Origin of the sequence: Arthrobacter sp. AG258 (genome assembly GCF_004364695.1) — a bacterium.
GTDB lineage: Bacteria > Actinomycetota > Actinomycetes > Actinomycetales > Micrococcaceae > Arthrobacter.
This window is the reverse complement of record NZ_SOBI01000007.1, coordinates 169,812-196,028: the sequence shown is the minus strand read 5'-3', so window position 1 is coordinate 196,028 and position 26,217 is coordinate 169,812. Positions and strand designations below refer to the sequence as shown.

The window sequence follows — 26,217 nt, the reverse complement described above, 5'->3', positions numbered from 1 at the left end:
GCTCAGGTGGGGTCGTCGCCGCGCGACAGCCGGTCCCAGCTGTCGATCTCGTCCACGGGTCCGGCCGGCGCCGAAGGCCCGGCTGCGACGGGCGCGTCATATTTGGTGCGCGCCTTCCAGTGCCGGGATGCGGGAATGATCAGCAGGGCGCCCAGGGCCAGCAGGCAGCCGGCGACGACGGCCACTGCCGGGAAAGCGGTGAGTTCAACGTGCGCCTGGCTGCCGGAGACGCCGGTGGCGGTGGCAATCGTTCCCTGCGCCGCTGCCAGCGGGTCCGCAAGGACGGTGGCGGCGGCAGTCACGATGCCGGCCGAGGCAAGGACGATGATGGCGGTGATGACCCACCGGGCGATCCTGCCGGCAATGGACGCTGCCAGCCCGCCGGCCAAGGCCACCAGGGCCAGGGCCGTGACGGTGGTGGCCGCTTTGCTCCCCTGCACGGGCAGGACGCTTTGCGCGGCGCCTGCCTGGTTGGGGTCCAAGGTGGCGGTCATCCACGTCTGGGTGGTGGTGCCGAACGCGGCCAGGGCCAGGAGGGTGATCAGCAGGACCAGCGTGGACTTGCGCGCCCACGCGGGTGTGGTCCGGCCTGCCTTGGCTTTGCCCGCTTTGCCTGCTTTTCCTGCATTGTCCGCTGTTCCCGCGCTGCCGGCAGCCACTCCGGAGTCAGCCATCAGGACTCCGTCCGGCCGGGAAGGGATTCCGCAGAGATGTTGTGCAGGGAGCCGGCGGTGTGGACCGCGCGCAGCGGGGCGGCGGCCTTGTTGACGGTTTCGAGGGCCTCCGTGGGATTCACGGAGTCGGCCACGATGCCGCCGCCGGCCTGGACGTAGGCCCGGCCTTCGCGGATCAGGGCGGACCTGATGGCGATGGCCATGTCCATGTCGCCTGCGAAATCGAGGTAGCCCACCACGCCGCCGTAGATGCCGCGGCGGTGCGGTTCGAGTTCGTCCAGCAGGCGCAGCGCCCGGGGCTTGGGCGCGCCGGAGAGGGTGCCGGCCGGGAACGTCGCTTTCAGGACGTCGTAGGCCTTGGCCTGCGGTGCCAGCCTGCCCACCACGGTGGACACCAGGTGCATGATGTGGCTGAAGCGCTCCACCTCCATGAACTGGGTGACGTCCACGGTGCCGGCCACGCAGACCTTGGAGAGGTCGTTGCGGGAGAGGTCCACCAGCATCAGGTGTTCGGCACGTTCCTTCTGGTCGGCGAGCAGTTCCTCGGCGAGGGCCTTGTCCGCTTCCACTGTCTTCCCGCGGGGACGGGATCCGGCGATCGGGTGGGTGATGACTTCCTCGCCGGTGACCGTGACCAGGGCTTCGGGCGAGGATCCGACGATGGAGTATTCGCGGCCCTCGGCGTCGGCCAGGCTGAAGATGTACATGTAGGGGCTGGGATTGGTGTTGCGCAGGACCCGGTAGACGTCCAGGGCGGACGCGTGGCATTCCATCTCGAACCGTCGCGAAATCACCACTTGGAAGACCTCGCCGTCCACGATGGCTTCCTTGCCGCGGTCCAAGGCGGCCAGGTACTCGGCCTCATCCCAGCGTTCCTGGACGCTGGACGCAAAATCCAGTGCCGCCGGTTCCAGAACGGAGACCGGCTGCGGGACGGGGGCGCTGATCTTGGCCAGGAGTTCCTTTACCCGCGCGACGGCGTCGTGCCAGGCCTCGTCCACGCGCTCGGAGCTGTTGTCGAAGTTGATGGCGTTGGCAATGAGCAGGACCGTGCCGTCAACGTTGTCGTGCACGGCCATGTCGGTGACCAGGTTCAGGGCCATCTCCGGCAGCTGCAGGTCGTCCTCGGGCGGGCTGACCAGCCGCTCCCAGTGCCGGACGGTTTCCCAGCCCAGGAACCCCACCAGGCCGGAAGTGAAGGGCGGGAGCCCCTCGAAGCGGTCGGTGCGCAGCGCGTCGATGGTGTCGCGTACGGCGTCGACGGGGCTGCCGCTGACGGGGACGCCGGCGGGCGGCTCGCCCAGCCAGTGGGCCTGTCCGTCCTTGGTGGTCAGGGTGGCGCGGGACCGGGCACCGATGAAGGAGTAGCGGGACCAGGCGCCGCCAACGGCCGCGGATTCCATCAGGAACGTTCCGGGCTGGCCCTGCGCCAGCTTGCGGTACAGGCCGATGGGTGTTTCGGCGTCGGCCAGTACCTTGAGCCTGACGGGGATGACCCGGCTGTGGCCGGCGAGTTCCCGGAATTCCTCAAGGCTTGGGCTGATGGTTCCAAGGTCCTGCATGGCTATGCTTGTCCGCCTGTTCTTCTGAAGGGCCGGCCGCGCCGGACACCTTGAGTGTGCTTGCTGGGTTGGCCGCGGCCGGCTGGGACGCCGTGGCCCGGCGGCCGGTCCGGCCTAGCGTGCGTGGCCTGTGACGACGGTGAGGTCCCTGCCGTCGAAGCAGGTGCGGGTGCCGGTGTGGCAGGCGGCACCGACCTGGTCGACGCGCACCAGGAGTGCATCGCCGTCGCAGTCCAGTGCAACCGACTTGACCCACTGGACGTGGCCGGAAGTGTCGCCCTTGCGCCAATACTCCTGGCGGGACCGCGAGTAGAACGTGACGCGTCCGGTGGTCATGGTCCGGCGCAGTGCCTCGTCATCCATCCAACCGAGCATCAGGACCTCGTTCGTGTCGAACTGCTGGACCACCGCTGCCACCAGGCCGGCGGCATCGCGCTTGAGCGCGGCTGCCACGTCCTCGGGAAGCGGTCCGGAGCCGGGTGTTGCCGGGTCGGATTCAGCGGACGACGACGGTACCTGGGATCCGTTGGATCCAGCGGTTGGGGCGGGGGTTGGCTGCTCAGACATCGGGTCAAGTCTAGTGCCTTTGGCGGCCGCCCTCCCGATGTGAACAACGGCACGCCACCGGGCGGTGGGATGCTGCCCAACTTCGCGGCTCTCGTGCTAGTTTCACAAGTGATGCATTTCGTCGAACCGTCCCGAGAAGTCCTGGCCGAGACCCTGCTTGCGGCCGGCCCTGATGCGCCCACGCTGTGCAAGGGCTGGCGCACCAGGGACCTTGCCGCGCACCTCTACCTGCGGGAGCGCAAGGCCGCCGTCGGGCTCGGTTTGATCATCAAGCGACTGGCCAAGGCCTCCGACCAGGCCACTGCCAAGCTTGCGGCCAAGCTGACCACCACCGAGGACTACGCCCGGCTGGTCAACACCTTCCGTGCCGGGCCGCCGGCCCTTTCGCCGATGAGCATCAAAGCCCTGGACGAAAGCGCCAACCTGATCGAGTACTTCGTGCACACCGAGGACGTCCGCCGGGCAGTGGACCGGTGGGCGCCGCGGGCCCTGGACGAGGCGTACTCTGATGCGCTCTGGGACGAACTGGTCAAGCGTGCCGCCATCCTGTATCGCGGCGTGGACCTCGGCATCGTGCTGGTCCGTCCGTCCGGTCCCCGCCACGTCGCCAAGCGGGCGCCTGTCTCCGTGGCCATCGTGGGCGAGCCGGGCGAACTGCTGATGCACGCCCACGGCCGCACGCGCCACGCCCTGGTCACCTTCGAAGGCCAGCCGGACGCCGTCGCCCTCCTGCAGTCAGCCGAAGTAGGCCTCTGACCGAAACTGGCTCGCAGTTGTTGCCGTTAAGAGCGTTCATAACGACAACAGCTGCGAGCCAGTCGGGTTAACGGACTTCGAAGCCGGCGTCCCGGATGGCGTCCTTGACCTGGGACATCATGTCGTCCGGGCCCCAGTGGAAAATTGACGCCGCCAGCACGGCATCCGCGCCGGCAGCAACCGCCGGCGGGAAGTGTGCGGGCTCCCCTGCGCCGCCGGAGGCGATGATCGGCACCCTGACGGCGGCCCGGACCAGCTTGATGAGTTCGAGGTCGAAGCCGTCCTTGGTGCCGTCGGCGTCGATGGAGTTGAGGAGGATCTCCCCCACGCCGCGGTCGGCGGCTTCCTTCGCCCACGCGATGGCGTCAATCCCGGTCCCGGTGCGGCCGCCGTGGGTGGTCACTTCGAATCCCGACGGCGTGGGCCGGGACCCCGGGCGGGTGCGGCGGGCGTCGACGGACAGAACGAGCACCTGGGATCCGAAGTGCCGGGTGATTTCGTCGATGACGTCCGGCCGCGCCACGGCAGCGGTGTTGATGGAGGCCTTGTCGGCGCCGTACCGGAGGAGTTTGTCCACCTCGGCGACGCCCCGGACGCCGCCGCCGACGGTGAGCGGGATGAAGACTTCCTCGGCGGTGCGGCGGACCACGTCGAAGGTGGTCTCGCGGTTTCCCGAGGAGGCCGTGACATCGAGGAAGGTCAGTTCGTCGGCGCCGGCATTGTCGTACCGGTGGGCCAGTTCCACGGGGTCCCCGGCGTCGCGGAGGCCCTCGAAGTTGACGCCCTTGACGACGCGTCCGGCGTCGACGTCGAGGCAGGGAATGACGCGTACTGCTACTGCCATGGGAACTCCTGGATATTCAGTGCTGCTGGCGGTGCCGGTGATCAGATGCGGCAGGCGTGGATGCTGCTGACCAGGATGGCGCGGGCGCCGAGGTCGTACAGTTCATCCATGATCCGGTTGGTTTCCTTCTTGGGAACCATGGACCGTACGGCGACCCAGTCCGAGTCCCGGAGCGGCGAGACCGTGGGCGATTCCAGGCCGGGGGTCAGGCCTGCGGCCTTTTCCACGAGTTCCTTGCGGATGTCGTAGTCCATCAGCACGTACTGGCGGGCCACCAGGACACCCTGGAGGCGCCGGATGAGCACCTCGATTTCCTTGGCGGTGCCGTTCGCCGCGCCGCCATTGCCGGTGCGCCGGATCAGGACGGCTTCGGACTTCAGGATGGGCTCGCCGAAAATTTCCATGCCGGCGGCCTTGAGGGTGTTCCCGGTCTCCACGACGTCGGCGATGGCATCCGCGACGCCAAGCCGGACGGAAGACTCAACGGCGCCGTCGAGCCTGACCACCTTGGCGTTGATGCCCCGTTCGGCGAGGTAGTTGCGCAGGAGGCCGTCGTAGCTGGTGGCCAGTCGCTTGCCTTCGAGCTCTGCGGCAGAGCTGAAGTCGCCCACCGGACCGGCAAAGCGGAAGGTGGAGGCGGCGAATCCAAGCGGGAGCAACTCCTCGGCTTCCACCTCGGCGTCCAGAAGGAGGTCGCGGCCGGTGATGCCGACGTCGAGCGTTCCCCGGCCGACGTAGACCGCGATGTCGCGGGGGCGGAGGAAGAAGAACTCGATGTCGTTGTCCGGGTCCACCATGACCAGTTCGCGGCTGTCGCGGCGTTGGCGGTATCCGGCTTCGGAGAGCATGGCGGAGGCGGCTTCTGACAGGGAGCCCTTATTGGGGACGGCTACTCGCAGCATGGGAAATTCTTTCTGGGGTGGAAGGTCTGGATTTTCAGGCAAATGAAGGCCACAGCGGGGCCGGCGGCAGGCGCCGGACCAGTGGCTACAGATGCTTGTAGACGTCTTCCAGGGTCAGGCCTTTGGCGAGCATCAGAACCTGCAGGTGGTACAAAAGCTGGGAAATTTCCTCTGCCGCGGCTTCATCGGATTCATATTCGGCAGCCATCCATACTTCGGCTGCTTCCTCAACGACTTTCTTGCCGATGCCGTGAACACCGGACTCCAATTCTGCGACGGTGCGGGAGCCTTCCGGACGGGTGGCTGCCTTCTCGCTGAGCTCAGCGAACAGCGTCTCGAAATTCTTCACGCCCTCCAGCCTACTTGCTGCGGCCGCACGGGCGCTTCCCGGGCCGTTGCATGACGGGCGCGATGTGAGCGAATACACACCGCGCCCGCCACCTGGACATCGGAGTCATGCGTACTGTTTCAGGACCACGGCCGTGGCCAGGGCAGCGGTGACTGCCTCATGCCCCTTGTCTTCCTTGGAGCCGGGAAGTCCTGCGCGGTCCAGGCCCTGCTGTTCGGTGTCGCAGGTGAGCACGCCGAAGCCCACCGGCACCCCGGTGGAAACGCTGACGTCGGTGAGGCCCGACGTCGCGGCCTGGCAGACGTAGTCAAAGTGCGGCGTTCCTCCGCGGATCACGACGCCGAGGGCCACCACGGCGTCGAAATGCGGGGCCAGGCGTGCGGCGGCCACCGGCAGCTCAAAACTGCCGGGAACGCGCAGGACGGTGGGTTCGCTGATGCCTGCGTCCTTCGCGGCCCGCAGGGCGCCGTCCAGGAGGCCGTCCATGATCTGCGTGTGCCAGCTGGCTGCCACGATGGCGAGCTTCAGCTGCGAAGTCTCGGCCGGGTTGAGGGTGCTGAGGTCGATGTCGGGGGCGCCGTGTCCGCTCATGGGTGTGTCGTGTTCCGTTCAGTCTTGTTCGTGGTCGTAAGGGGATTCGGAGGCCGATACGGGCACCGGTGCCACGCTGGTGTCCAGCAGGAGCCGGTGCTCCATCCGGTCCTTCTTGGTGCGCAGGTACCGGATGTTCTGTTCGCGGGAGGGGACCTCGGTGGGGACCATTTCCACCACCTTGACGCCGGCCTGGGCCAGCCTGTTCTGCTTGTCCGGGTTGTTGCTCAGCAGCCGGACCTCGTGCAGGCCCATTTCGGCGAGGATCTGGGCAGCGGCCTTGTAGCACCGCGCGTCAACCGGCAGGCCCAGCTGTTCGTTGGCTTCCACGGTGTCGAAGCCCGCTTCCTGCAGCGCGTAGGCCTTGATCTTGTTGGCGAGGCCGATGCCCCGGCCTTCCTGCCCGCGCAGGTAGAGCAGGGTGCCGCCGTTGTCGCGGATCAGTTCCAGCGCGAAGGCAAGCTGTTCCCCGCAGTCGCACCGGTAGGAACCGAAGACGTCGCCGGTGAGGCACTCGGAGTGCAGCCGTACCAGGGGTGCCTTGCCGTCAGTGGGCGCGTTGGGCGAGCTCACGGCCAGGTGCTCCACACCGGTGAGGACGTCGGTCCAGGCCTGGGCAACGAAGTCCCCGAAGGCGGTGGGCAGTTGCACAATGGGACCTCCGCTGACGGGGTAGGTCCCGGCACCGGGTACCGAGTGGTGGTCCCTGTGGCCGTCCTGGTGGCTGTCGTCTCTGGCTGCCGATGCCGTCATGGCTTCTCCTTCTCTTCGCCCGGCGTGACCCGGACCTTCTCGCGCTGGGTTCCCCCGGCCCCGGCTTCAAGATACGCCACCAGGTCCTCGATCGAGATCAGCGGGCACCCATGGTCGGCCGCAAAAGTCCTGAGGCCGTCCAGGCGCATCATTTCACCGTCGTCATACACTACTTCCGCGATCACCCCGACAGGCTCCAGGCCGGCAAGGCGGCACAAGTCCACCGCGGCCTCGGTGTGGCCCTGGCGTTCCCGCACACCTCCCTCAACCGCACGAAGCGGGAAAATATGCCCCGGCCGGGTCACAGAGGCCGGAACCGCGTGCGGGTCCGCCAGGATGCGGGCCGTCAAGGCACGGTCCGTCGCGGAAATTCCCGTGCTCACGCCGGTGGCCGCGTCGCAGGAGACCGTGTAGGCGGTGCCCTTCGCGTCCTGGTTGACGGCCGTCATCGGGGGAAGCTCCAGGGCATCGGCCCGGGCACCCGTCAGCGGCACGCAGATTACGCCCGAGCTGTAGCGGATGGTCCAGCCCATCAGCGCCGGTGTGGCGTGCTGGGCCGCGAAGATGATGTCGCCTTCGTTCTCGCGGTCCTCATTGTCGACCACCAGCACCGGCCGGCCGGCGGCCATGGCTCGCACGGCGTCCTCGATCGGGTCCAGGCCTTTGCCCGGCGCCTGGGCAAAGGCCTGGCCGGTGGCCGGGTCTCCGGCGACGGGCGTGTCCAGGTGTACCGCGGCGTTCACCGTGCACCTCCAGCGGTGGCAGCCTCGCCGGCACCGGCCGCGGAGGCCGGTTCGCGGAAGGCCAGCAGCCGTTCGGTGTACTTGGCCAGCACGTCGACTTCCAGGTTCACCCGGCTGCCGGTGTGCTTGGTGCCCAGGCCGGTCTCAGCCAGCGTCGTGGGAATGAGGCCTACCTCAAACCAGGGTTCCTGCTCGGACGCGGGGCTGACGGCAGTAACCGTGAGGGAAACGCCGTCGATGGCGATGGAGCCTTTTTCTGCAATGTAGCGGGCCAGGTTGGCGGGAACGCCGAAGCGCAGCCGCTCCCAGTTGCCTTGGGCTTCCCTTTCCAGCAGGACACCTACGCCGTCCACATGGCCTTGCACCACATGCCCGTCCAGGCGGCCGCCGGCGGGGACGCAGCGTTCCAGGTTGACGGATTCGCCGGCAACGAGTTCGCCGATGGTGCTCCGGAGCAGTGTTTCGCCCATGACGTCGACGCTGAACTCCTTGCCGTCAATGGCGGTGGCCGTGAGGCAGACCCCGTTGACGGCGATCGAACCGCCAAGTGCCAGGCCCTCCGTGGACCCGGGTGCGTGGAGCCGGACGGTGGCGCTGGTGTCGCCGTCGCGCTCAACGGACAGCACCTGCCCCTGCTCGGCGATAATTCCGGTGAACATCAGCGGCCTCCCTGGGCTTGCTCCGCGGTACCGCGGGTTGGTTGGTGGTCCAGTGCAACTCTGCGTTGCGGTCTTAGGTGAAGTCTCAGGTCCCGGCCGAGCGTCCGCACGGCGCCGCCGTCGGACTGGTCCCATTCCCATTGCTGGGCGTCGGCAAGGGTGGTGATGCCCAGCCCGTCCAGGGCCGGGGTGCCCGAGCCCAGCAAAGTGGGGGCGAGGTACATGATCAGTTCATCCACGAGCCCGGCCGAGAGGAATGAGCTGAGGATCCGTGATCCTCCCTCCACCATGATGTGGCGGGCGCCTGCGTCGTACAGCATGGACAGGGCTTCGGCGGGGTCGCGGGTGGGCAGGTGGACGGCCAGGCCGTCATCGCCGCGGATTGCTGCGTCGTCGGGAATGTCCCGGAGCCCCATGACGGCCCGTACGGGCTGTTTGGCGGCCAGCCCACCGGAGGGGTTTCGGGCGGTCAGGCGCGGGTTGTCCACCAGCACGGTCTGCGTGCCCACCAGGATGGCATCGATGCGTCCGCGGATCCCGTGGTTGTCCGCCAGCGATTCCGGGCTGGAGATCCACTGGCTGGTGCCGTCTTCGGCAGCGATCCTGGCGTCCAGGGTTTGTGCGATGTGCAGCGTGACGAAGGGCCGCTTGGCCGCGACGGCCTCAAACCATTGCCGGTTCAGGTCCAGCGCTTCCTCGGCGCCGAGGCCGCTGCGGACACTTACCCCGGCGGCGCGGAGGGTGGCTGCTCCCCCGGCGGCAGGGTCATGGGGGTCGTCGATGGCGTAGACCACGTCGGTGATCCCCGCGGCGATGATCGCTTCCGTGCACGGCCCGGTGCGGCCCACGTGGTTGCAGGGTTCGAGCGTGACCACCATGGTGCAGCCGGAGAGGTCCATGCCGACGGCGGCAGCCTGGGCTATGGCGTCGGCTTCGGCGTGGGCGGTGCCGGCACCGCGGTGGTGGCCGGTGACCAGGTGGCGGCCGTCGGGGCCGATGACGACGGCACCCACCAACGGATTGGCGCCGCGCGGACCCCGCAGGGCTGCCTCGAGGGCTTCCTCCATGGCCCGGATTTCATCCGTGCTGAAGGCTGTGACTACTCCGGCGGCTGGTTTCAGTTCAACTGCACCGCTCATGCGGCGGCCGTCGGGGAGTTGGTGCCTGCCGTGGAAGCAGCAGGACTTGTGGCGTTGAAGAGCCATCGCTGGGGGTTCATTCGTGTCGTTCCTTCCCTCTCGAACCGCGATGGCTCCGGGGATATACGACAGCAGAACGCTGCGGAGCCCAAAGGCCCGCAGATACAGCTGTACGTGCTTCTCTCATCCAGACTTTAACTGTCGGTACCGGAATTCCACCGGTTCAACCGTCTGCCGGGTCCCTGTGGAAAGGGCACCGGCTCGCGGGTCGCGGACTGTCACCGCCGGTTCGGACTTACACCGACCCCGGAGCACGTATGTGTGTTGTTATTGTGCCACAACCGGCAGGGGCAGCCGGTTATTCCGTCGCCGCACGTAACGTCCGGCTGGCCTTTGCACGGAGCAGCTCGATGGCTGCGGCCGGATCCTCCGCACCGTAGACCGCGGAGCCGGCGACGAAGACGTTGGCGCCGGCTTCGGCGGCGCGGGCGATGGTGTCCTCCGAAATACCGCCGTCCACCTGGATGGCGACTCCCAGTCCCGAACCGTCCACCGCTTCCCGGGCCCTGCGGATCTTGGGCAGCGTGATATCCAGGAAAGCCTGGCCGCCGAAGCCCGGCTCCACGGTCATGATCAGCAGCATGTCCAGTTCCGGCAGCATGTCCAGGTACGGTTCAACCGCCGTGGCCGGCCGCAAGGCCATCCCGGCCTTGGCGCCCCTGCTGCGCAGTTCCCGCGCGAGCTTGATGGGGGCGATGGAGGCCTCGGCGTGGAAGGTGACCGAGGCGAGCCCGGCGTCGGCGAACCCGGGCGCCCAGCGGTCGGCATCGGCAATCATCAGGTGCGCATCCAGCGGAACGGGGCTGACCGCCTGGATCCGCTGCACGACCGGCAGCCCAAGGGTGAGGTTGGGGACGAAGTGGTTGTCCATCACGTCCACGTGCACGGCGTCGGCGTTGCTGATCCGCTGGAGTTCGGCCTCAAGGTTGACGAAGTCGGCGGAGAGGATGCTCGGGTTGATGCAGCATTGCGCCACGGAAGTGCCTTTCGCTGAAGGTGTGGGGGTGTTGCCGGGAGTGTCCCTGCCCTGGCAGGGACACTCCCGGTCAGGATGTTTTTTTGATGAGGGCCAGGAACATGGCGTCGGTGTGGTGGACATGGGGCCAAAGCTGGGCGGTCAACTCATGTCCGGCGCGAAGGTTGCCGGTGAGGCTGACCGCGTCCAGGGCGGCGCCGGCATCAAGGAGCTCAAGGTCGTCGCGTTTCCGGAGGGCGTCAGCCACGACGGCGGTGGTTTCGGCCGGATGCGGCGAACAGGTCACGTAGGCAACGACTCCCCCGGGACGGACCGCTGCCAGCGCGGATGCAAGCAGCTCACGCTGCAGCGGGCCGAGGTCCGCGATGTCCTTGGGTGAGCGCCGCCACCGGGACTCCGGACGGCGGCGCAGCGCTCCCAGGCCCGTGCACGGGACGTCCACGAGGACGCGGTCGAAACCGCCGGGCTGCTCCGTTCCGACATCGCGGCCGTCTCCGGTGCGGACCTGCCAGCTCTCGTGCGGCACCGCGGCCAGGGCCTGGCCCACGAGCTTTGCCCGGTGCGGCGCCGGTTCGTTCGCCAGGAGCGTGGCGCCGCGCTGGTGGGCCAGGGCCCCCAGCAATGCCGCCTTCCCGCCAGGCCCCGCACAAAGATCAAGCCACGCCTCCGGGGAAACGGCCGCAGTTGGCCCGCCAGCGGCATCCGCCGCCGGGCCGAGGTCGACGGCGGCAAGCGCCCTGGCCACCAATTGGGAACCGACGTCCTGCACGCGGGTGGTTCCGGCCCGGACAGAGGCCAGGCGGCCCAGGTCCCCGCCGCTGGACAGCGCGGATCCCTCCACCAGTTCACCGGGCGTGGCACCGGTTTCCAGGGCTTCCTCCAGGCTCCCGAGCCCGGGCAGCGCCACCAGGTTGACCACGGGTGCCGCATTGTCAGCTTCGAGCAGCGCGTTGATCTCGGTGGCGGGGCGGCCGTGCGCCACCAGCGATTGCCGCATGGCCCGGACAATCCACTCCGGGTGGGCGTACCGCAGCGACGCGATCTTCGTGTCGTCGGTTTCGCCCGCCACCAGAAGGTCCAGCCATTCATCAAGGGTGCGGGCCGTGACCTTGCGCAGGACTGCATTGATCAGTGCCGAAGGGCCTGCACCGATGACGGCGCGGGCCAGTCCAACCGTTTGGTCCAATGCCGCATGGGCCGGGACCCTCATGGCCAGCAGCTGGTGGACGCCGATCCGGAGGGCGTCGAGGACGGCCGGATCAAGCTGGTCAAGCGGCCTGTCCACGCACCGGGCCAGGATGGCGTCGTAGGTGCCCTGGCTGCGCAGCGCACCGTAGCTCAACTCGGTGGCGAAGCCGGCGTCCCGCTTGTCCAGGTGGTGGTGCCGGATCCGTGCGGGCAGCACCAGGTTGGCGTAGGCATCTTCCTGTGCGACGGCGCGCAAAACCTCGAAGGCCACCAACCGTGCGGGGTCGGCGCGCCGGGTCCGCTGCGACGGCGCCTGCTCGGTGAAGCTCCGTTGCGGCCCGCGGTTGCGTTCCCGTCCCTTGGCGTTCCGCCGGCTGGCATCGCCGGAACCGCCGCTGCCTCGACCGCGGCCGCCGGAAACGCCGCTGCCGCCTTGGCCGTTCCGCCCGGCGTTCCCCCGCCCTCCGGGCCTGCCCTGGCCGCCCGGGTTTTCTCCGGAACCGCTCATTCGAACACCACGCCCTCCATAGAAGCCATCCCGCGCGCCCAGTCGGCGGCAGCCATCATTTTCTTGCCGGCGGGCTGGATCCGGGTGAGTTCCACCGCGTGCGATCCCGTTCCCACCATGACGCTCTTTCCCTGGACGGACACCGACCCTGGCGCCAGGCCGGCAACATCCGGCCGGAGCCGGACCGGCTCAAGCTTGATCCGCTGGCCATCCAGCATGGTCCAGGCTCCCGGCTCGGGGGTGACGCCGCGCGCCTGCCTGCTGATGGCAAGCGCCGGGTGGGCCCAGGTGAGTCGGGCGTCGTCCAAGGTCAGCTTCGGGGCGAGGGTGACATCGCCCGTTTGCGGCTGCGGCACCGCTTGTCCGGCGTCGATGGCGGACAGTGTCTGGGCCAGCAGGACCGCTCCGCTGCGCGACAGCCGCTCGAGCAGGTCGCCCGCGGTGTCGTTGGCGCCCACCGGCTCGGTCAGCGTCCCGAAGACGGGACCGGTATCGAGCCCCTCTTCAAGCCGGAAGGTGACGGCACCGGTGAGGTCGTCTCCGGCCATCACGGCCCGCTGCACCGGCGCTGCTCCACGCCACGCCGGCAGCAGGGAGAAGTGCAGGTTGACCCAGCCGTGGCGGGGCACGGCCAACGCGGCCGGCGGGACCAGGCCGCCGTAGGCAACGATGGCTGCCACGTCAGGCGCGGCAGCCGAGATGCGTGCGGTGGTGCCGGCGTCCACCTTGGCCGCGTGGATGATATCGATGCCCAGCTCAGCCGCGCGCCGGGCAACCGCGGAGGGCGTCAGCACGCGCTTGCGCCCCAGCGGCGCATCGGGGCGGGTCAGGACTGCGACGACCTCAAAGCCGGCGTTGACCAGGGCATCGAGCGAGGGAACGGCGACTGCCGGAGTACCGGCAAAGAGGACCCTCATTCGGCGTTGCCAAAGCTGCCGGGGGCACCAAAACTTGTGCCGCCGAAGCTGGACCCGACGCTCTTGGCGCGCTTGGCCGTGGTGCGTTCGGCGACGGCGTCGTAATTGGCATTGCGGATGGAGCGCAGCGCTGCCTTCCGGTCTTCGCCCTCCAGCCGGTCGGTGTAGAGGATGCCGTCCAAGTGGTCGTTTTCATGCTGGAAGCACCGCGCCAGCAGACCCTCGCCGTCGACCGTCACCGGATTGCCGTGCATGTCGACGCCGGTGACCCGGGTGGTGCGGAAACGGCGGACCGGGAAGCCGAGGCCGGGGATGGACAGGCAACCCTCCACCTGGTCCGGTTGGTAGTCCTCGCTGTTCTCCAACACCGGGTTGATGATGTGGCCCTCCACGCCGTCAATGCGGTAGGTGAAGACACGCTTGCTGACGCCGACCTGCGGCGCGGCAAGGCCGGCGCCTTCCACATCCTCCATGGTCTCGGTCATGTCGGCGACCAGTTTGGCAAGCTCGGGTCCGAATTCCGTCACGGGATCGGCCACGGTGCGGAGCACGGGATCGCCGATGATGCGGATATTCAGGATAGCCATGCGCAGTTATTCCTCACGGTTGGCGGCAAAGGGAACCTGTCCAGTTTAGGTGCAGTCCCCCGCCGCTCGGCTCGGTCCTAGGCGGTACGGGCGGCCTGTGCCAGCGGCGGCGGCGCGATGGGCAGCAGCGCCGTGCCGGCGCTGAGGGTGTCCGCGGACAGTTCCCACACCCGGCGCAAGGCGCAGAACTTCCACCAGTGGTGCTTGAGGACTTCGGGATTGGCACGGACCGGACGCACCTCGGTTTCACCGATGGCGACAGCCAGCAGGACCGGGTTGTCGCCGTATTTCCAGGGCTCCCAGGTTCCGGCCTCCGCATCCACCAGGCTTTCCTCCGCCTTCATGCCGGCAACCAGCTGCATGACCACCTTGTCATCGAGCGGTTTGACCAGTCCGTCGCGGGTGGTGCCCTTGGTTTTGTAGTCGATCAGGCAGACTCGTCCGTTGATCCGGGCCACCAGATCAAGGGTGCCTGCATAGCCCACCGTATTGTTCCAGACCGTGATCTCAGGGGCGATGGGCTCCACCCGGAAGAGCTCCCACCACTCGTCAAAGCGGACGGCGAAGGCTTCTTCCGCGTTCGCGGCCAGGGCCTCGCGGGCTTCCTTCATGGTGTGCGGGCGACCCAGCGCGCGGAGCGCCACCTGCTCGCAGTAGTTGTGGACCCGGTCCCCCCGCCTGGCGGCGTCGTCCCGGTAGGTCTCGGCTGCCTTCGCCGCGCGGTTGACGGCCTGCTTGATTTTCGCCGGACTCCCCAGGCAGTCCGCGAGCAGGGGGTCGTTCGCCAGGCTGCTGGCACCCATGTATCCGAACCAGCCGTCCAGGCCGTGCGGCTGCTGGCTGATGACGGTGGTGATGGACGGCACGGAAAACTGTTCAGACGTGGACCGTGCGTACATCCGGCCGTATTCAGTAGCGTGGGCAAGAAGCGGATCAGTCATACAAAAGACTCTTTCACAGGGGGCCGACAAAATCTCCGGACGCTGGATCCGAACACAAAAAAGGTCCGTCTCCGCTGCGTATGAGCGGAAACGGACCTTTGCGGTGGGCGATACTGGGTTCGAACCAGTGACCTCTTCGGTGTGAACGAAGCGCGCTACCACTGCGCCAATCGCCCCGATGCATTTGAATGATAGCCGACCTTCCGGCCATTTCAAAAATCGGCTTCCCGAGGCAGGACGCATGCCCGTGGGTCGGGGGCTGGGCACTGCTTCCGTCACCCTCGAGAGAGGCCCGGGTCGAGGTGGACGGTGGGCCCGCGGAAGCTATGCGCGGCAAACGCACCATGGTGGAGGCACCAGGGTGAGCCCCCGCGGCCGCTACCGCCGGCTCCCGGCCACGGTCGAATTACACGCTTGTAAGTCACAAAATCCGCGTCATGACGCCGAAGCGGAGCCGCATGACCATTGCCCGCCGGAGGCAATTTGGAGAATCCCGGAACCTCCTATATTGTTTTTACTCGTTGGAACGCGAGGAAATGTCGGAAACGGCAGGGAATCAAGCCTCCAAAATGCGGACGTAGCTCAGCTGGTAGAGCACCACCTTGCCAAGGTGGATGTCGCGAGTTCGAATCTCGTCGTCCGCTCGCAGGACACTGTCACAGCAAATATTCTTCGGAATTGACGCTAACACGGTGGGTTGGCCGAGAGGCGAGGCAGCGGCCTGCAAAGCCGTATACACGGGTTCGAATCCCGTACCCACCTCGGTGAAAACCATGGTTTCCGGGTTACCGGAGGCAATGGGCGATTGGCGCAGCGGTAGCGCGCTTCCCTGACACGGAAGAGGTCACTGGTTCGATCCCAGTATCGCCCACTCGGCAAGGAAACTTGCCGGCAGTACCACCGGAATATCCGGGACAAGCTGCAAAATGCGGACGTAGCTCAGCTGGTAGAGCACCACCTTGCCAAGGTGGATGTCGCGAGTTCGAATCTCGTCGTCCGCTCTCTTTTATCCCATACCGGTCTTCCGGTTCCGGGCGATTGGCGCAGCGGTAGCGCGCTTCCCTGACACGGAAGAGGTCACTGGTTCGATCCCAGTATCGCCCACACTTATGCAGCAGCTCTCCGGAGCTGCTTTTTTGTTGCCCGGGGATACGCTGCGGGCGAACGGGATTTCCTTGGCATGCCTTCCCTCCGCGGCTAGGATCGATTGCGCGAGGAGCGACCTGGCTCCGCGATCGAAGGGAGGTGCTCGTGGGTTTACTTGACGATCTAAAGGGCAAGGCTCAGGGTCTGATCCAAGGCAACGAGCAGGCCATCAAGGACGGCATCACCAAGGCCGGCGATTTCGTCGACACCAAGACCGGCGGCAAGTACGCGGGCCACGTCGACAAAATCCAGGATGGCGCTTCGAAGCTCGTTGACAAGAACGGAACTCCCGGCCAGGCACCTGCCGCCGGGCAGGTTCCGCCGGTTGCTCCTGAAACCCCGGTTCCGCCGGTTGACAGGACGCCCTAGAGGATTTGGCCAGGGGCCCTTGCCCCGGCACGTCAAGGAGGTGCAGGTCCCGCCGGGAGGCGGCACCTGCACCTTTGTCGTTTAACGGCAGGCCCTCGCTGCGACCAACCAGCGGAGCACCCAATTGCCGGTTCGCCAAGCCGCGCCGGTAACCTGCCGGTATGCCAAAGTCCGCAGCATCTCCCACAACAGCCTCCGGTGGGCGGTCCCGGCTGGACTCCCGGCCCGTGGTCGCCGGAATCGTCACCGCGCTGGTGGGCTTTACGTCGTCCTTTGCTGTGGTCCTCGCCGGCCTGAGGGCGGTGGGTGCCGATCCTGCCCAGGCTGCCTCCGGTCTGCTGGCGGTCACGCTCGCCGTCGGGCTTGGTGTGCTGCTGCTTGCCTGGCGCTCCAAAGTTCCGGTGACGCTGGCATGGTCAACGCCGGGCGCCGCTTTGCTGGCAGCTTCGGGAATGCCCGACGGCGGCTGGCCGGCCGCCGTCGGGGCCTTCCTCGTGGCGGGGGTACTGCTGGCGCTGACCGGCCTGGTGCCCGCGCTCGGCAGGCTGCTGACAGCCATCCCGCCCACGCTTGCGCAGGCGATGCTGGCAGGTGTCCTGCTTCAGTTGTGCCTGGCGCCCTTCAAGGCCTTGGGCACGGTTCCATGGTTCGTAGCCCCCGTGATCCTGTGCTGGCTGGTGATGATGAGGTTCGCTCCACGGTGGGCCGTGCCGGCCGCGCTGCTGGTCGCCCTGCTGGTGATCGGGATCCATGTCGCGGCCGGCGGGACTGCCCTCGGCGCCGCGACCCTCATCCCCACCCTGGTGTGGACCACACCCGCCTTCACCCTGCAGGCGTTGATGGGCATCGCGGTCCCGTTGTTCGTGGTGACCATGGCATCCCAGAACGTCCCCGGGGTGGCAGTCCTGCGGTCGTTCGGATATGTAACCCCGTGGCGGCCGGCCATGCTGGTGACTGGTGCGGGGACCGTCCTGGGGGCACCGTTCGGCGGCCATGCCATCAACCTTGCAGCGCTCAGCGCGGCTCTTGCCGCCGGCGAGGAGGCAGGCGCGGACCGGAGCAGGCGGTGGATCGCCGGTTTCGTGTCGGGCCCCGCGTACCTGCTGTTGGCAGCGTTTTCCGCTGCCCTCGTGGCCGTGGTGGGTGCGGCACCGGCGGGGATGCTGGAAGCAGTGGCCGGGCTCGCGCTGCTGGGGACCCTCGCCTCGGCGGTGTCGGCCGCGCTGGCGGACCCGGAAGACAGGATAGCTCCTGCGGTCACGTTCCTGATGGCGGCGTCCGGCCTGGCCTTCGCCGGAATCGGGTCCGCGTTCTGGGCGCTCCTCGCCGGCCTGGCGGTGCGGGCGCTGCTGGTTCCACGACGGCGCGCCGCCCCGGAGAGGGCCGGGACCTAGGAGGGTTCGTGGTTCTGGCCTTCACGGGCCAGCGCGGTGAGGCGGGAAACAGCGCGGAAGTACTTCTTCATGTATCCGCCGGTCATCATTTCCTCGGTGAACAGCTTGTCGAACGGGACACCGCTGGCCAGGATGGGAACGTCCTTGTCGTAGAGCCGGTCGGCCAGGACGACGAACCGCAGCGCCACGGCCTGCTCGCTGATGGTTTCCACGTTCCGCCACACCACGCCGTCGATGCCGTCGATAAGTTGCCGGTAGCGGCTGGGATGCACGCCCGCCAGGTGGTGGATCAGGGTGGCGAACTCGTCCTGCGCCACGGTCTTGCCGTCGAACTCCGCTTTCATGTGCGTGTTCAGTTCGCTGTTCTTCAGCGGTGCCGGGGCAGCGGGAAGGCCGCGGTGCCGGAAGTCCTCACCGTCGATGCGGATGACCTCGAACTGGTCCGCAAGCACCTGGATCTCGCGCTGGAAGTCGACCGCCGCGAAACGGCCGTCGCCCAGGGAACCGGGGAGGGTGTTGGACGTGGCAGCGAGCTTGACGCCGGCGTCGGCCAGTTCCCGCATGAGCCGGGACATCAGGACGGTGTCGCCCGGATCGTCAAGTTCGAATTCGTCGATGCAGACCAGCTTGTAGCTGCTCAGCGCTTCCACGGTCTTGCGGAACGACAGGGCGCCCACCAGGTTGGTGTACTCCACGAAGGTACCGAAGGCCTTGGGACCGGGCGCAGCGTGCCAGAGCGATGCGAGCAGGTGGGTCTTGCCCACGCCGAATCCGCCGTCGAGGTAGATGCCTGCCCTGGATTCGTCCTTCTTGCCGAACAGCTTCTTGAACAGCCCGCCCCCATTGCCCGCTCCCACGCCGCCGGCAAATTCCTCAAGGGCGCGCACTGCTGCGGCCTGGCTTGGCTGCTTGGGGTCCGGGCGGTAGCTCGAAAAGGAAACCTCCCCGAACCGCGGCGATGGGTAGAAGCCCTTGAGGAGCTCGTCCACCGAAACTGCCGGCGTACGGGCGGCAAGCTGTTCGATCTGTACCAAGGTGGTCCGTTCTGCTCGTGGTTGGTCCCCAGAAAGGATACCGGCAACCGGGACCGCACCCGGGGTTGGCGGTATCTCCGGCACGCCCGCGTGACCAAGCAAACATTTCGCCCTGTTAACGGAATACGGACAACGCCGGGGGCGCTGGCTAGGGTGGGAACAGGTTCCAATGCCGGTCCCACGGTTTTCCGTGCCCTTAGTGAAAGGCCAACGCCATGCCCTACCCGGTTGAACAGAATGAGAAGTTCGCAGCCTACGCCCACCCCGAACGGCTTGTATCCACGGAGTGGCTGGCCGCCGCCATCGAAGCCGGCGCGATAGCCAACGGCGAGCTCATCGTGGTCGAATCCGACGAGGACGTGCTCCTTTACGAAACCGGGCATATCCCCGGTGCCGTGAAGATCGACTGGCACACGGACCTGAACGACGACGTCTCCCGCGACTACGTCAACGGCGCAGCTTTCGCCGAGCTCGCGGCGTCGAAGGGGATTTCCCGGGACAGCACCGTGGTGATCTACGGCGACAAGTCCAACTGGTGGGCCGCGTACGCCCTGTGGGTGTTCACGCTGTTCGGCCACCAGGACGTCCGGCTGCTCGACGGCGGCCGGGACAAGTGGATTGCCGAAGGCCGCGAACTGACCAGGGACAAGCCCTCCCCCGCACCCGGCAGCTACCCGGTGGTTGAGCGCGAGGATGCGCCCATTCGCGCGTTCAAGGACGACGTCCTGGCGCACTTGGGCAAGCCCCTGATCGATGTCCGCTCCCCCGAGGAATACACCGGCCAGCGCACGCACATGCCGGCCTACCCGGAGGAGGGCGCCCTGCGCGGCGGCCACATCCCCACTGCCGCATCCATCCCATGGGCCCGTGCGGCCGCCGAGGACGGGACGTTCCGCAGCCGCGAGGAACTCGAAGCCATCTACCTTGGCGAGGCCGGGCTGACGGAGGGCGACGACGTGGTGGCGTACTGCCGGATCGGCGAGCGGTCCAGCCACACCTGGTTCGCCCTGAAGTACCTCCTGGGCTTCGAGACCGTCCGCAACTACGACGGTTCCTGGACGGAATGGGGCAACGCCGTCCGCGTGCCGATCGTCAAGGGCGCCGAGCGCGGTTCCGTTCCGGTCGGCGTCGGGGCCTGACGCCCGGCGTGCCCGCGTAGACTTGGAACGATGAGTACTCAAGCGTTGCCCACCGCCCTGGCGGCGATCGTGGACGATTTCCAGGCCCTGTCCGAACCCGAGCGGCTCCAGCTGTTGCTGGAGTTCTCGGAGGGGTTGCCGGAATTGCCCGACCGCCTCAAGGACCACCCTGAACTCCTTGAGCAGGTGGTGGAGTGCCAGTCACCGCTGTTCCTCACCATCGAGACGGAGAAGAACGACGACGGCCCGGCCGGCGTGGTGCACCTCTACTTCAAGGCCCCGGCCGAGGCTCCCACCACGCGGGGTTTCGCCGGTGTGCTGTACGAGGGCCTGGATGGCTTGTCCGCCGGGGAAATCCTGTCCGTCCCCGATGACATGCCGGAACTGCTGGGCCTCACCCGGGCCATTACCCCGCTCCGCATGCGGGGCATGACGGCCATGCTGGGCCGGATCAAGCGCAAGGTGGCCGCCGCTTCACGCGTCCACAGCTGAGAGCGTCCACCCGATGGCGCGCAAGAATGCTTTCCAGGGAACCCCGGCCACGGCGGCATTGACCGCGGCCGGGGTTCCTTTCGTGCTGCACCCGTACATCCATGACCCGGGCGCCGGCAGCTACGGCGCAGAGGCAGCCGCCGCCCTGGGAATCGATCCGTCCAAGGTTTTCAAGACCCTGATGGTGGACGTGGAGGGGAGGCTTGCTGTCGGCATCGTGCCGGTCAGCGGCACCCTTGACCTCAAGGCAATGGCCGCGGCGCTCGGGGCAAAGAAAGCGTCCATGGCTGATCCCGCTGTCGCCCAGCGGCGCACCGGCTATGTCGTGGGCGGCATCTCGCCCCTCGGCCAGCGCCTGCCCTCCCCCACGGTCCTGGATTCCTCCGCGTTGCGGCTGGAGACCCTGCTGGTCTCCGGGGGCAGGCGCGGACTGGACATCGAACTGGCGCCAGCGGACCTGATCCGGCTCACGGACGCTGTTTCGGCGCCCATTGGTTCGCCGGCTGCGGGCAGCTCCCGTCCCTAGCAGTGCAGGGGCTGGGAGCCCCCGGCTACTCGATCAGGTACCGCTGCATCATGTCGTTGTCCTCGTGCTCCAGGATGTGGCAGTGCCAGACGTATTCACCCGTGAAGGATGTGCCCATGGCCAATGGGGCTCCTCCTGCCGCGGCCGCACCGAAGGGCACGCGGATCCGCGTTACTTCGCCAGGCATCGCCACCACGGTGTCCTTCCATCCCTGTTCATTGGCCGGCGCGGCCTTGGGACGGCCGATCAGGAAGGGCTTGACCGGTACAGCGCACCCCCTTCCGGGAGTGACGAGTCCGGTTTTGGGGTCCACGAAGCCCGAGGCCTCAAGGTAGGAGTCGGCATCAAACTTTTGCCGGTTGAGCACCTGGAACTGGGTGAAGTGAAGGTGGATCGGGTGGGCGTCCACGGTGGTGTTGATGAGCTCCCACTGCTCAAGTGTGTCTTGCTTCACTACCGTGATGTCGGGGCTGTCGAACATCCTGTTGTTCAGCAGCGCCATGATGGGAACGTCATCCGCGTTCGCCACTTCCACCAATGCCATGGACCTGGTGGCCACGGTGGGCAGTTCCACGAGCCGGGTGAGAGGCTCGGACCGCAGCTGGGCCGGCAGCGGCACCGTGTAGCCGGACTGCGCCAGCACGGTGAACTGCATGATCTGTGGGAGCGGGATGGCGCCGCGCTGGACAGATTCCGGCCCGTTCGGGAAGGGCACCCGGGCGCTGTTGGCCAGGACCACCTTCGAACCTGGCTTCAGCCCGGCGAAGTCCACCACAATGTCTGCCCGCTCACCGGGTCCCATCACCAGCCTGTTGAGCCTGACCGGGACGCCCAGCAGGCCGCCGTCGGACCCTATCTGGTGGAAAGTGGCCGCGTTGCCGTCCGCGATGAATGTGAAGTCGTAGAACCGCGCGTTGGAGCCGTTGAACATCCGGAAGCGGTACTTGCCGCGGGCCACGTCCAGGTTGGGCCGGCATTTTCCGTTGACCGTGGCAACGTCGCCGAAGAACTCAGGGGCCCAGGGCCGGGCCGTGCCGTCTGCGCCCACCAGATCGGGGTTGGGCGGGTAGGCAAACGAGCCGTCCTGGTTGAACATGCGGTCCTGGATGACCAGCGGCAATTCATATGGCGGCGGTGGAAGATGTGTCCCGTCGCCGGTGTCGATGCCCGTGCTGCGGGTGTCCCGGAGCAGGTAGCCACCAGCCAGCCCGGCGTAGACATTCAGGCGGGTGAGGCCCAGCGCGTGGTCGTGGTACCAGAGGCCGGCCGCATCCTGGCTGTTGCCATAGTGGTAGGTGTACGAGGCGCCGGGCCGGAAAGTCTGTCCAGGGCCGCCGTCGGACGTTGGTGCAGTGTTGCCGCCGTGGAGGTGGACAGCCGTCCTGGGAGATCGGGCGTCGTTGCTGCCGGGCGGGACCAGCTCGGGGTCGATGGCGAAGGCTAGGGGATGCCGCCCAATATCGTTGTGGACGGTGAGGCTCAGGGGCGTACCCTTCCGGGCAATGATGACCGGCCCGAGGTAACTCCTGGATGATGCAGCGTCCTGGTACGTCAGCGTGTCGGTAAGGCCCATTTCGGCCTGGAAGCGGTGGCGGGAGTTGCGGGCCCACAACTCAAGGTTGCCGCCGGACCGCATGTCGATAACCCCCAGGTCGGCGAGCGTGGGAAGCTGCTCCGTAAAGGTGCCGGGCGGGGAACCAGGGGCCGCCAGTCCCGGGCTGGCCCCGGATCCATAAGCCTGGGTCAGAACACCTGCACCGGCCACAGCGCCGGCCTGCAGCAGTTGTCGTCGTGTGATGCGCATTTTGGGGCCCCATTTCTTCGCAGCGGTATCCCCCTTGGGCAGCAGGATAAACCTGTGCTTTAGTCCGTCATAGGGTCCCGGGTCCCCTCTGTAAGGGGGTGGGCCACCCCGGTATTCCCTCCAGTCCGCCCCGCGGCCCGGCCGGTGAAATGGTCCATGGTTTGGTTGACCCCCAACACGTCCATGACCCGGTCGAAGACGCCAACCGGAAGGATCCGCAGCACGGGCAGCAGGTTGACGACCGGCGGCAGGAGCAGCTTGCGGCGGCCGGCCTCGACGGCGTCAAGGACGCGGCTCGCCACCTGCTCTTCGTGCAGGATGGGCAGGAGCCGCGGCCACCGGGTCCTGACGCCGTCGAACATCCCGGTGTCAATGTAATAGGGGCAGACCACCAGGGTGTTGACCGGCGTGTGCGCGGCCCGGAGCTCGGCGCGGAGGGACTCGTCGAAGCCGAACGCGGCGAACTTGCTGGCAGAGTAGTCCGTCTGCCGGGCGACTCCCACCAGGGCCGCAGCGCTGGCGATGGTCACCACGGTTCCACGGCGCCGGCTCACCATGCCGCCAAGGAACGCGCGCGTGACCCAGTACAGGGACAGGACGTTGACCTGCATGGTCCGTTCGATGTCCTGCTCCGCGGCCTCCAGGAGCCTCCTGCCGCTGACCACGCCGGCGTTGTTGACCACAATGTCCACGGGCCCTGCCAGTTCTGCGGCAGCCTTGACGGACTGGTTGTCGGTGACATCCACGGCTTGTGAATCGGCGGCGCCGCCGGCGGCGCGTATTTCGTCGCGGACTGCTGCACCCCGTTCGGCGTTGCCACCCGCAGCAGCCGCTGCACCGCAATGGTCTGCGGCTCGGTGTACTTCAGCATGCCTTCCCGGCCGTGGCGGCGCCCGGCCCCGGAATCCTTCATGCCGCCGATCGGTGCGTCATGGGAGGCCCAGGTGGCGGCATAGCCTTCGTTGACGTTGACCGTGCCCGTCATCAGCCGGCGGCCAACCTCTTCGCCGTGGCGGGCTGACCAGACGCTGGCGTTCAGGCCGAAGTCGGAGTCGTTGGCCTGGGCGACTGCTTCGTCGTCGTCGGCAGCCCGGTAGATGGCAACCACCGGACCGAAGGTTTCTTCGCGGGCCATAAGCATGTCGTCGGTCACGCCTGCCAGGACGGTGGGTTCGTAGAAGAGCGGTCCAAGGTCAGGCCGCCGGCGTCCACCGGCCAGAAGTTCAGCGCCCTTTGCGAGCGCGTCCTGGACGTGGCGGTCCACCCGATCGACCTGTGCCTGGCTGATAAGCGAGCCCATGCCGATGTCCCAGTCGGGGCCCGGCCCCAGGCGGATGGCCTTCACCCGGGCGGTAAAGGCGGCCACGAAGGGGGCGTGGACTGCCGCGTGCACATAGATCCGTTCAATGCTGACGCACAGTTGGCCGGAGTTTGAAAAGCAGGCGTGCACCGCACCCGCGGCCGCCCGGCCAACGTCTGCATCTGAGAGCACGAGCATGGGATTCTTGCCGCCGAGTTCGGCGGAGAAGCCGATGAGCCGGGCGCTGCACTGCCGGGCGACGGTCTTGCCGGTTTCCGACGATCCGGTAAACATCAGGAAATCGACCTGCCCGATCATCGCGGGGCCAATCTCCGTGCCGGGCCCCGTCACCACCTGGAACAGGGCTGCCGGAAGTCCGGCATCCCGGAGCAGCCTGAGCATCAGGAGGGCCGTGAACGGCGTCTGCGAATCCGGTTTCAAGACGACGCTGTTTCCGGCCAGCAGCGCAGGAATGGCGTCCGAGACCGCGAGCGTCAACGGATAGTTCCACGGGCTGATGACGCCCACCACGCCCTTGGGCAACAGATATTCGGTGGTGCGGGTCAGGACCGGCAATGCTCCCTTCCGGCGGCGCGGCCGGAGGTACCTTTCCACGTTGCGTTGGTAGTAGTCCGCCGTCATCACGACGTCCGCAAACTCTTCGAAGGCGCTCAACCGCGATTTTCCGCTTTCGGCCTGGACCAGGTCCAGGACGTCCCGCTCCCGGTCCAGCAGGAGCTCCCGGAACCGCCGGATGACTGCCCGGCGTTCGGCAACCGGCATGGCCGCCCAGCTACGCTGTGCCTCGCGGGCCGTGCCGACGGCGGTTTCGACATCGGCGGTGCTGCATACCGGGACGTCCCCTACCGGCGAGCCGTCGAACGGTGCATTCGTGGCGTGCCGCGGGCGGCCCGGAGCCGCGGACACCAACCCTTGGAGTCCGGCAGCCAGGTCCCGGCCGCGGGCCGTCAAGGCGGCGACGCCGTCCGGCGCGCCCAACTCAGGCTCCGGCCGGGGTGACCCGGCCAACCGATCCCGGATTGAGCCGGGGTGCGAGTTGTTGCCGGAGCCACGCTTTGACCAGGCGCTCCCAGCGGTCCGGGTCAACATTCCATTCCTTGGTGTGCCGCGCGTGGTTGAACGTCTCGAACGTCACCATTTCGGGGTTGCGCTCGGCCAGCATGGCTGAAGGTCCATAGGGCACGTACTCATCATCCACGCTGTGGATCACGAGCGTGGGGGTCCGCAGCTCGACTGCACGGGACACCCAGTCCATGATTTTCAGGTCAACGGGAGCCGAGAGGCCGGTGAGCCGGCGTCCCAGCGGATGGCCCAGCATCAGTTGCCCGTACCGGCCCACCAGCGAGGGGATCCGGTTCAGCTGGGCGTGGTGGGCCAGCACCGTCACCCAGTCGATGACCGGCGCATCAAGCACCATGGCCCGGATCAGGTGCCGGTAGCGGGACAGGTCCGCAGTCTGCAGGCAGATGGCCCCGCCCATGGACCAGCCGAACAGGACCACTTCCTCTGCGCCGTTGGCCAGGGCGTACTCGATGGCGGCTTCGATGTCCTGCCATTCCGTTGAGCCCAGGCCGTAGCGCCCGTCATCGGCCGATGGCGCCAGGCCGTCGTTCCGGTAGGACACGAGCAGGCTGGTCAGGCCCAGTTCCAGGGCCGGGCCCACCGCGCGCAGGGCTTCCTGCCGGGTTGCGCCGCGGCCGTGGACCATGATGGCCCACGTCCGCGCGGCCCCCTTGGCCCGCACCAGCCAGGCGGGCGCCTCCCCGCGCTCCACGGGGATGGGCACATCCTCGAACGGAATCCCGGCCGCGGCCGGGTCGGGATAGGTGGCGCCGCTCCACCATCCCCAGCGGGCCGATGCGAGGTCCCCGCTGTAGACGGCTTCCACCTCGCGCAGGACTGTCCGCTCCGCGGGCGAGTAGGACACGATCCGGCCGATCCGGGCGTGGCCCTTGCCACCGGCGAAAAAGAAGCCGTACACACCGTCAACGGTGGTGTCGTCGTTGGCTGCCAGGATCACCTGTTGTTTGTGGCCGTCACGGATGACGGCCAGGACTTCCTTGTCCGCCGTGCGCTGCCGCGCCGGAGTAATTACCCTGCGCGCGAAGTAGACGGCCAGGGCGGAGGAACCGGCTCCCAGGAGGCCGGCCAGTGATCCGCCGGCAATCGCCCCGCCCACTGCCCACTTCGCTCCCGGCGACATCCCGCCGGAATCCCGGGTGGGTGCAGTCATCGCAGGGCGCGCTCGCCGGAAAGGTGCCATGGCTCTATTCTTA

At 67.5% G+C, this 26,217-nt stretch carries 25 protein-coding genes, 6 tRNA genes, 2 pseudogenes and 1 riboswitch; of the genes and pseudogenes, 11 read left to right on the top strand and 22 right to left on the bottom strand.

What is annotated here, in order from left to right; genetic code table 11:
- Window positions 1-2 precede the first annotated feature (2 nt).
- From DFO47_RS15980 to hisI, 3 genes are all read right to left on the bottom strand, one after another.
- On the bottom strand, window positions 3-674 hold the full coding sequence (locus DFO47_RS15980; RefSeq protein WP_208294422.1) for a Trp biosynthesis-associated membrane protein: 672 nt from the start codon (window positions 672-674) through the stop codon (window positions 3-5).
- Window positions 674-2,236, bottom strand: coding sequence for an anthranilate synthase component I (locus DFO47_RS15975; RefSeq protein ID WP_109864003.1), 1,563 nt, complete (start codon window positions 2,234-2,236; stop codon window positions 674-676). Before DFO47_RS15975 ends, DFO47_RS15980 begins: the two co-directional genes overlap by 1 nt.
- A 114-nt stretch (window positions 2,237-2,350) precedes the next feature.
- On the bottom strand, window positions 2,351-2,803 hold the full coding sequence (hisI, locus tag DFO47_RS15970; RefSeq protein ID WP_109864004.1) for a phosphoribosyl-AMP cyclohydrolase: 453 nt from the start codon (window positions 2,801-2,803) through the stop codon (window positions 2,351-2,353).
- A gap of 111 nt (window positions 2,804-2,914) precedes the next feature.
- Here hisI and DFO47_RS15965 point away from each other — a divergent pair, with 111 nt between their 5' ends.
- The gene (locus DFO47_RS15965; protein WP_026264411.1) at window positions 2,915-3,559 is read left to right on the top strand and encodes a TIGR03085 family metal-binding protein; all 645 of its coding nucleotides are present in this window, start codon (window positions 2,915-2,917) and stop codon (window positions 3,557-3,559) included.
- 67 nt (window positions 3,560-3,626) lie between these two features.
- On the opposite strand, the gene hisF is transcribed toward DFO47_RS15965, so the two are convergent.
- From hisF to DFO47_RS15895, 14 genes are all read right to left on the bottom strand, one after another.
- Window positions 3,627-4,403 (bottom strand): imidazole glycerol phosphate synthase subunit HisF, encoded by a 777-nt coding sequence (hisF, locus tag DFO47_RS15960; protein WP_109864005.1) that lies wholly within the window; start codon window positions 4,401-4,403, stop codon window positions 3,627-3,629.
- Between the two features lie 41 nt (window positions 4,404-4,444).
- Complete coding sequence (hisG, locus tag DFO47_RS15955) at window positions 4,445-5,305, bottom strand: ATP phosphoribosyltransferase (protein WP_109864006.1); 861 nt, start codon at window positions 5,303-5,305, stop codon at window positions 4,445-4,447.
- 85 nt (window positions 5,306-5,390) lie between these two features.
- Window positions 5,391-5,654 (bottom strand): phosphoribosyl-ATP diphosphatase, encoded by a 264-nt coding sequence (locus tag DFO47_RS15950; RefSeq protein WP_009358176.1) that lies wholly within the window; start codon window positions 5,652-5,654, stop codon window positions 5,391-5,393.
- Between the two features lie 105 nt (window positions 5,655-5,759).
- Window positions 5,760-6,245, bottom strand: a complete 486-nt coding sequence (gene ribH, locus DFO47_RS15945; protein ID WP_133832273.1) for a 6,7-dimethyl-8-ribityllumazine synthase — start codon at window positions 6,243-6,245, stop codon at window positions 5,760-5,762.
- A gap of 18 nt (window positions 6,246-6,263) precedes the next feature.
- Window positions 6,264-6,998 carry a GTP cyclohydrolase II gene (gene ribA, locus DFO47_RS15940; protein WP_133832272.1) on the bottom strand — a complete coding sequence of 245 codons (735 nt, stop codon included), beginning with the start codon at window positions 6,996-6,998 and terminating at the stop codon, window positions 6,264-6,266.
- Window positions 6,995-7,657, bottom strand: coding sequence for a 3,4-dihydroxy-2-butanone-4-phosphate synthase (gene ribB / locus DFO47_RS15935; protein ID WP_166651740.1), 663 nt, complete (start codon window positions 7,655-7,657; stop codon window positions 6,995-6,997). The genes ribA and ribB overlap by 4 nt, the downstream gene beginning before the upstream one ends.
- An 80-nt stretch (window positions 7,658-7,737) precedes the next feature.
- A complete protein-coding gene (locus DFO47_RS15930) occupies window positions 7,738-8,400 on the bottom strand; it encodes a riboflavin synthase (protein WP_133832270.1) in 663 nt (220 codons plus the stop codon).
- A complete protein-coding gene (gene ribD / locus DFO47_RS15925) occupies window positions 8,400-9,539 on the bottom strand; it encodes a bifunctional diaminohydroxyphosphoribosylaminopyrimidine deaminase/5-amino-6-(5-phosphoribosylamino)uracil reductase RibD (RefSeq protein ID WP_133832269.1) in 1,140 nt (379 codons plus the stop codon). The genes DFO47_RS15930 and ribD overlap by 1 nt, the downstream gene beginning before the upstream one ends.
- A gap of 170 nt (window positions 9,540-9,709) precedes the next feature.
- A riboswitch (FMN riboswitch) is annotated at window positions 9,710-9,858 on the bottom strand.
- Between the two features lie 39 nt (window positions 9,859-9,897).
- Window positions 9,898-10,575, bottom strand: coding sequence for a ribulose-phosphate 3-epimerase (gene rpe / locus DFO47_RS15920; protein WP_133832268.1), 678 nt, complete (start codon window positions 10,573-10,575; stop codon window positions 9,898-9,900).
- A gap of 70 nt (window positions 10,576-10,645) precedes the next feature.
- Window positions 10,646-12,271 (bottom strand): transcription antitermination factor NusB, encoded by a 1,626-nt coding sequence (locus DFO47_RS15915; RefSeq protein WP_133832267.1) that lies wholly within the window; start codon window positions 12,269-12,271, stop codon window positions 10,646-10,648.
- Entirely contained in the window at window positions 12,268-13,188 is a 921-nt protein-coding gene (gene fmt, locus DFO47_RS15910) for a methionyl-tRNA formyltransferase (protein ID WP_133832266.1), read from the bottom strand. Before fmt ends, DFO47_RS15915 begins: the two co-directional genes overlap by 4 nt.
- On the bottom strand, window positions 13,185-13,775 hold the full coding sequence (gene def / locus DFO47_RS15905; RefSeq protein ID WP_018761141.1) for a peptide deformylase: 591 nt from the start codon (window positions 13,773-13,775) through the stop codon (window positions 13,185-13,187). The genes fmt and def overlap by 4 nt, the downstream gene beginning before the upstream one ends.
- 77 nt (window positions 13,776-13,852) lie before the next feature.
- Window positions 13,853-14,716: a cytochrome gene (locus DFO47_RS15900; protein WP_133832265.1), complete on the bottom strand. Its 864-nt coding sequence runs from the start codon at window positions 14,714-14,716 to the stop codon at window positions 13,853-13,855.
- A 104-nt stretch (window positions 14,717-14,820) separates the two neighbouring features.
- Window positions 14,821-14,892: transfer RNA gene (locus DFO47_RS15895), tRNA-Val, on the bottom strand.
- Between the two features lie 395 nt (window positions 14,893-15,287).
- Between DFO47_RS15895 and DFO47_RS15890 the strand changes: the two genes are divergently transcribed.
- The 7 genes from DFO47_RS15890 (at window position 15,288) to DFO47_RS15860 (ending at window position 17,625) form a co-directional block, all read left to right on the top strand.
- Window positions 15,288-15,360 (top strand) — tRNA-Gly (locus DFO47_RS15890).
- Window positions 15,361-15,407: 47 nt separating this feature from the next.
- Window positions 15,408-15,478: transfer RNA gene (locus DFO47_RS15885), tRNA-Cys, on the top strand.
- A gap of 37 nt (window positions 15,479-15,515) precedes the next feature.
- A tRNA-Val gene (locus DFO47_RS15880) sits at window positions 15,516-15,587 on the top strand.
- A 57-nt stretch (window positions 15,588-15,644) separates the two neighbouring features.
- Window positions 15,645-15,717: transfer RNA gene (locus DFO47_RS15875), tRNA-Gly, on the top strand.
- Between the two features lie 31 nt (window positions 15,718-15,748).
- A tRNA-Val gene (locus DFO47_RS15870) sits at window positions 15,749-15,820 on the top strand.
- A gap of 147 nt (window positions 15,821-15,967) precedes the next feature.
- Window positions 15,968-16,231 (top strand): antitoxin, encoded by a 264-nt coding sequence (locus tag DFO47_RS15865; protein ID WP_026264404.1) that lies wholly within the window; start codon window positions 15,968-15,970, stop codon window positions 16,229-16,231.
- A 161-nt stretch (window positions 16,232-16,392) separates the two neighbouring features.
- The gene (locus tag DFO47_RS15860; protein WP_208294421.1) at window positions 16,393-17,625 is read left to right on the top strand and encodes a benzoate/H(+) symporter BenE family transporter; all 1,233 of its coding nucleotides are present in this window, start codon (window positions 16,393-16,395) and stop codon (window positions 17,623-17,625) included.
- Here the strand turns inward: DFO47_RS15860 and zapE are convergent.
- Window positions 17,622-18,659 (bottom strand): cell division protein ZapE, encoded by a 1,038-nt coding sequence (gene zapE, locus DFO47_RS15855; RefSeq protein ID WP_133832264.1) that lies wholly within the window; start codon window positions 18,657-18,659, stop codon window positions 17,622-17,624. The two genes, DFO47_RS15860 and zapE, sit on opposite strands and share 4 nt — an antisense overlap.
- Before the next feature lie 215 nt (window positions 18,660-18,874).
- Between zapE and DFO47_RS15850 the strand changes: the two genes are divergently transcribed.
- From DFO47_RS15850 to ybaK, 3 genes are read left to right on the top strand one after another with little or no spacing between them, the layout of a single operon-like run.
- Complete coding sequence (locus DFO47_RS15850) at window positions 18,875-19,798, top strand: sulfurtransferase (RefSeq protein WP_133832263.1); 924 nt, start codon at window positions 18,875-18,877, stop codon at window positions 19,796-19,798.
- A 30-nt stretch (window positions 19,799-19,828) separates the two neighbouring features.
- Entirely contained in the window at window positions 19,829-20,290 is a 462-nt protein-coding gene (locus tag DFO47_RS15845; protein WP_133832262.1) for a SufE family protein, read from the top strand.
- Window positions 20,291-20,303: 13 nt separating this feature from the next.
- A complete protein-coding gene (gene ybaK / locus DFO47_RS15840; RefSeq protein ID WP_133832261.1) occupies window positions 20,304-20,816 on the top strand; it encodes a Cys-tRNA(Pro) deacylase in 513 nt (170 codons plus the stop codon).
- 25 nt (window positions 20,817-20,841) lie between these two features.
- On the opposite strand, the gene DFO47_RS15835 is transcribed toward ybaK, so the two are convergent.
- The 4 genes and pseudogenes from DFO47_RS15835 to DFO47_RS15820 all read right to left on the bottom strand — a co-directional run bounded on the left by DFO47_RS15835 (window position 20,842) and on the right by DFO47_RS15820 (window position 26,174).
- Entirely contained in the window at window positions 20,842-22,620 is a 1,779-nt protein-coding gene (locus DFO47_RS15835) for a multicopper oxidase domain-containing protein (RefSeq protein ID WP_133832260.1), read from the bottom strand.
- Between the two features lie 59 nt (window positions 22,621-22,679).
- Window positions 22,680-23,414, bottom strand: a pseudogene (locus DFO47_RS15830) (SDR family NAD(P)-dependent oxidoreductase); the annotation flags it as partial.
- Between the two features lie 53 nt (window positions 23,415-23,467).
- A pseudogene (locus DFO47_RS15825) lies at window positions 23,468-25,030 on the bottom strand (succinic semialdehyde dehydrogenase); the annotation flags it as partial.
- The gene (locus tag DFO47_RS15820) at window positions 24,921-26,174 is read right to left on the bottom strand and encodes an alpha/beta fold hydrolase (RefSeq protein WP_133832323.1); all 1,254 of its coding nucleotides are present in this window, start codon (window positions 26,172-26,174) and stop codon (window positions 24,921-24,923) included. The gene DFO47_RS15820 and the pseudogene DFO47_RS15825, both read right to left, overlap by 110 nt.
- Window positions 26,175-26,217 lie beyond the last annotated feature (43 nt).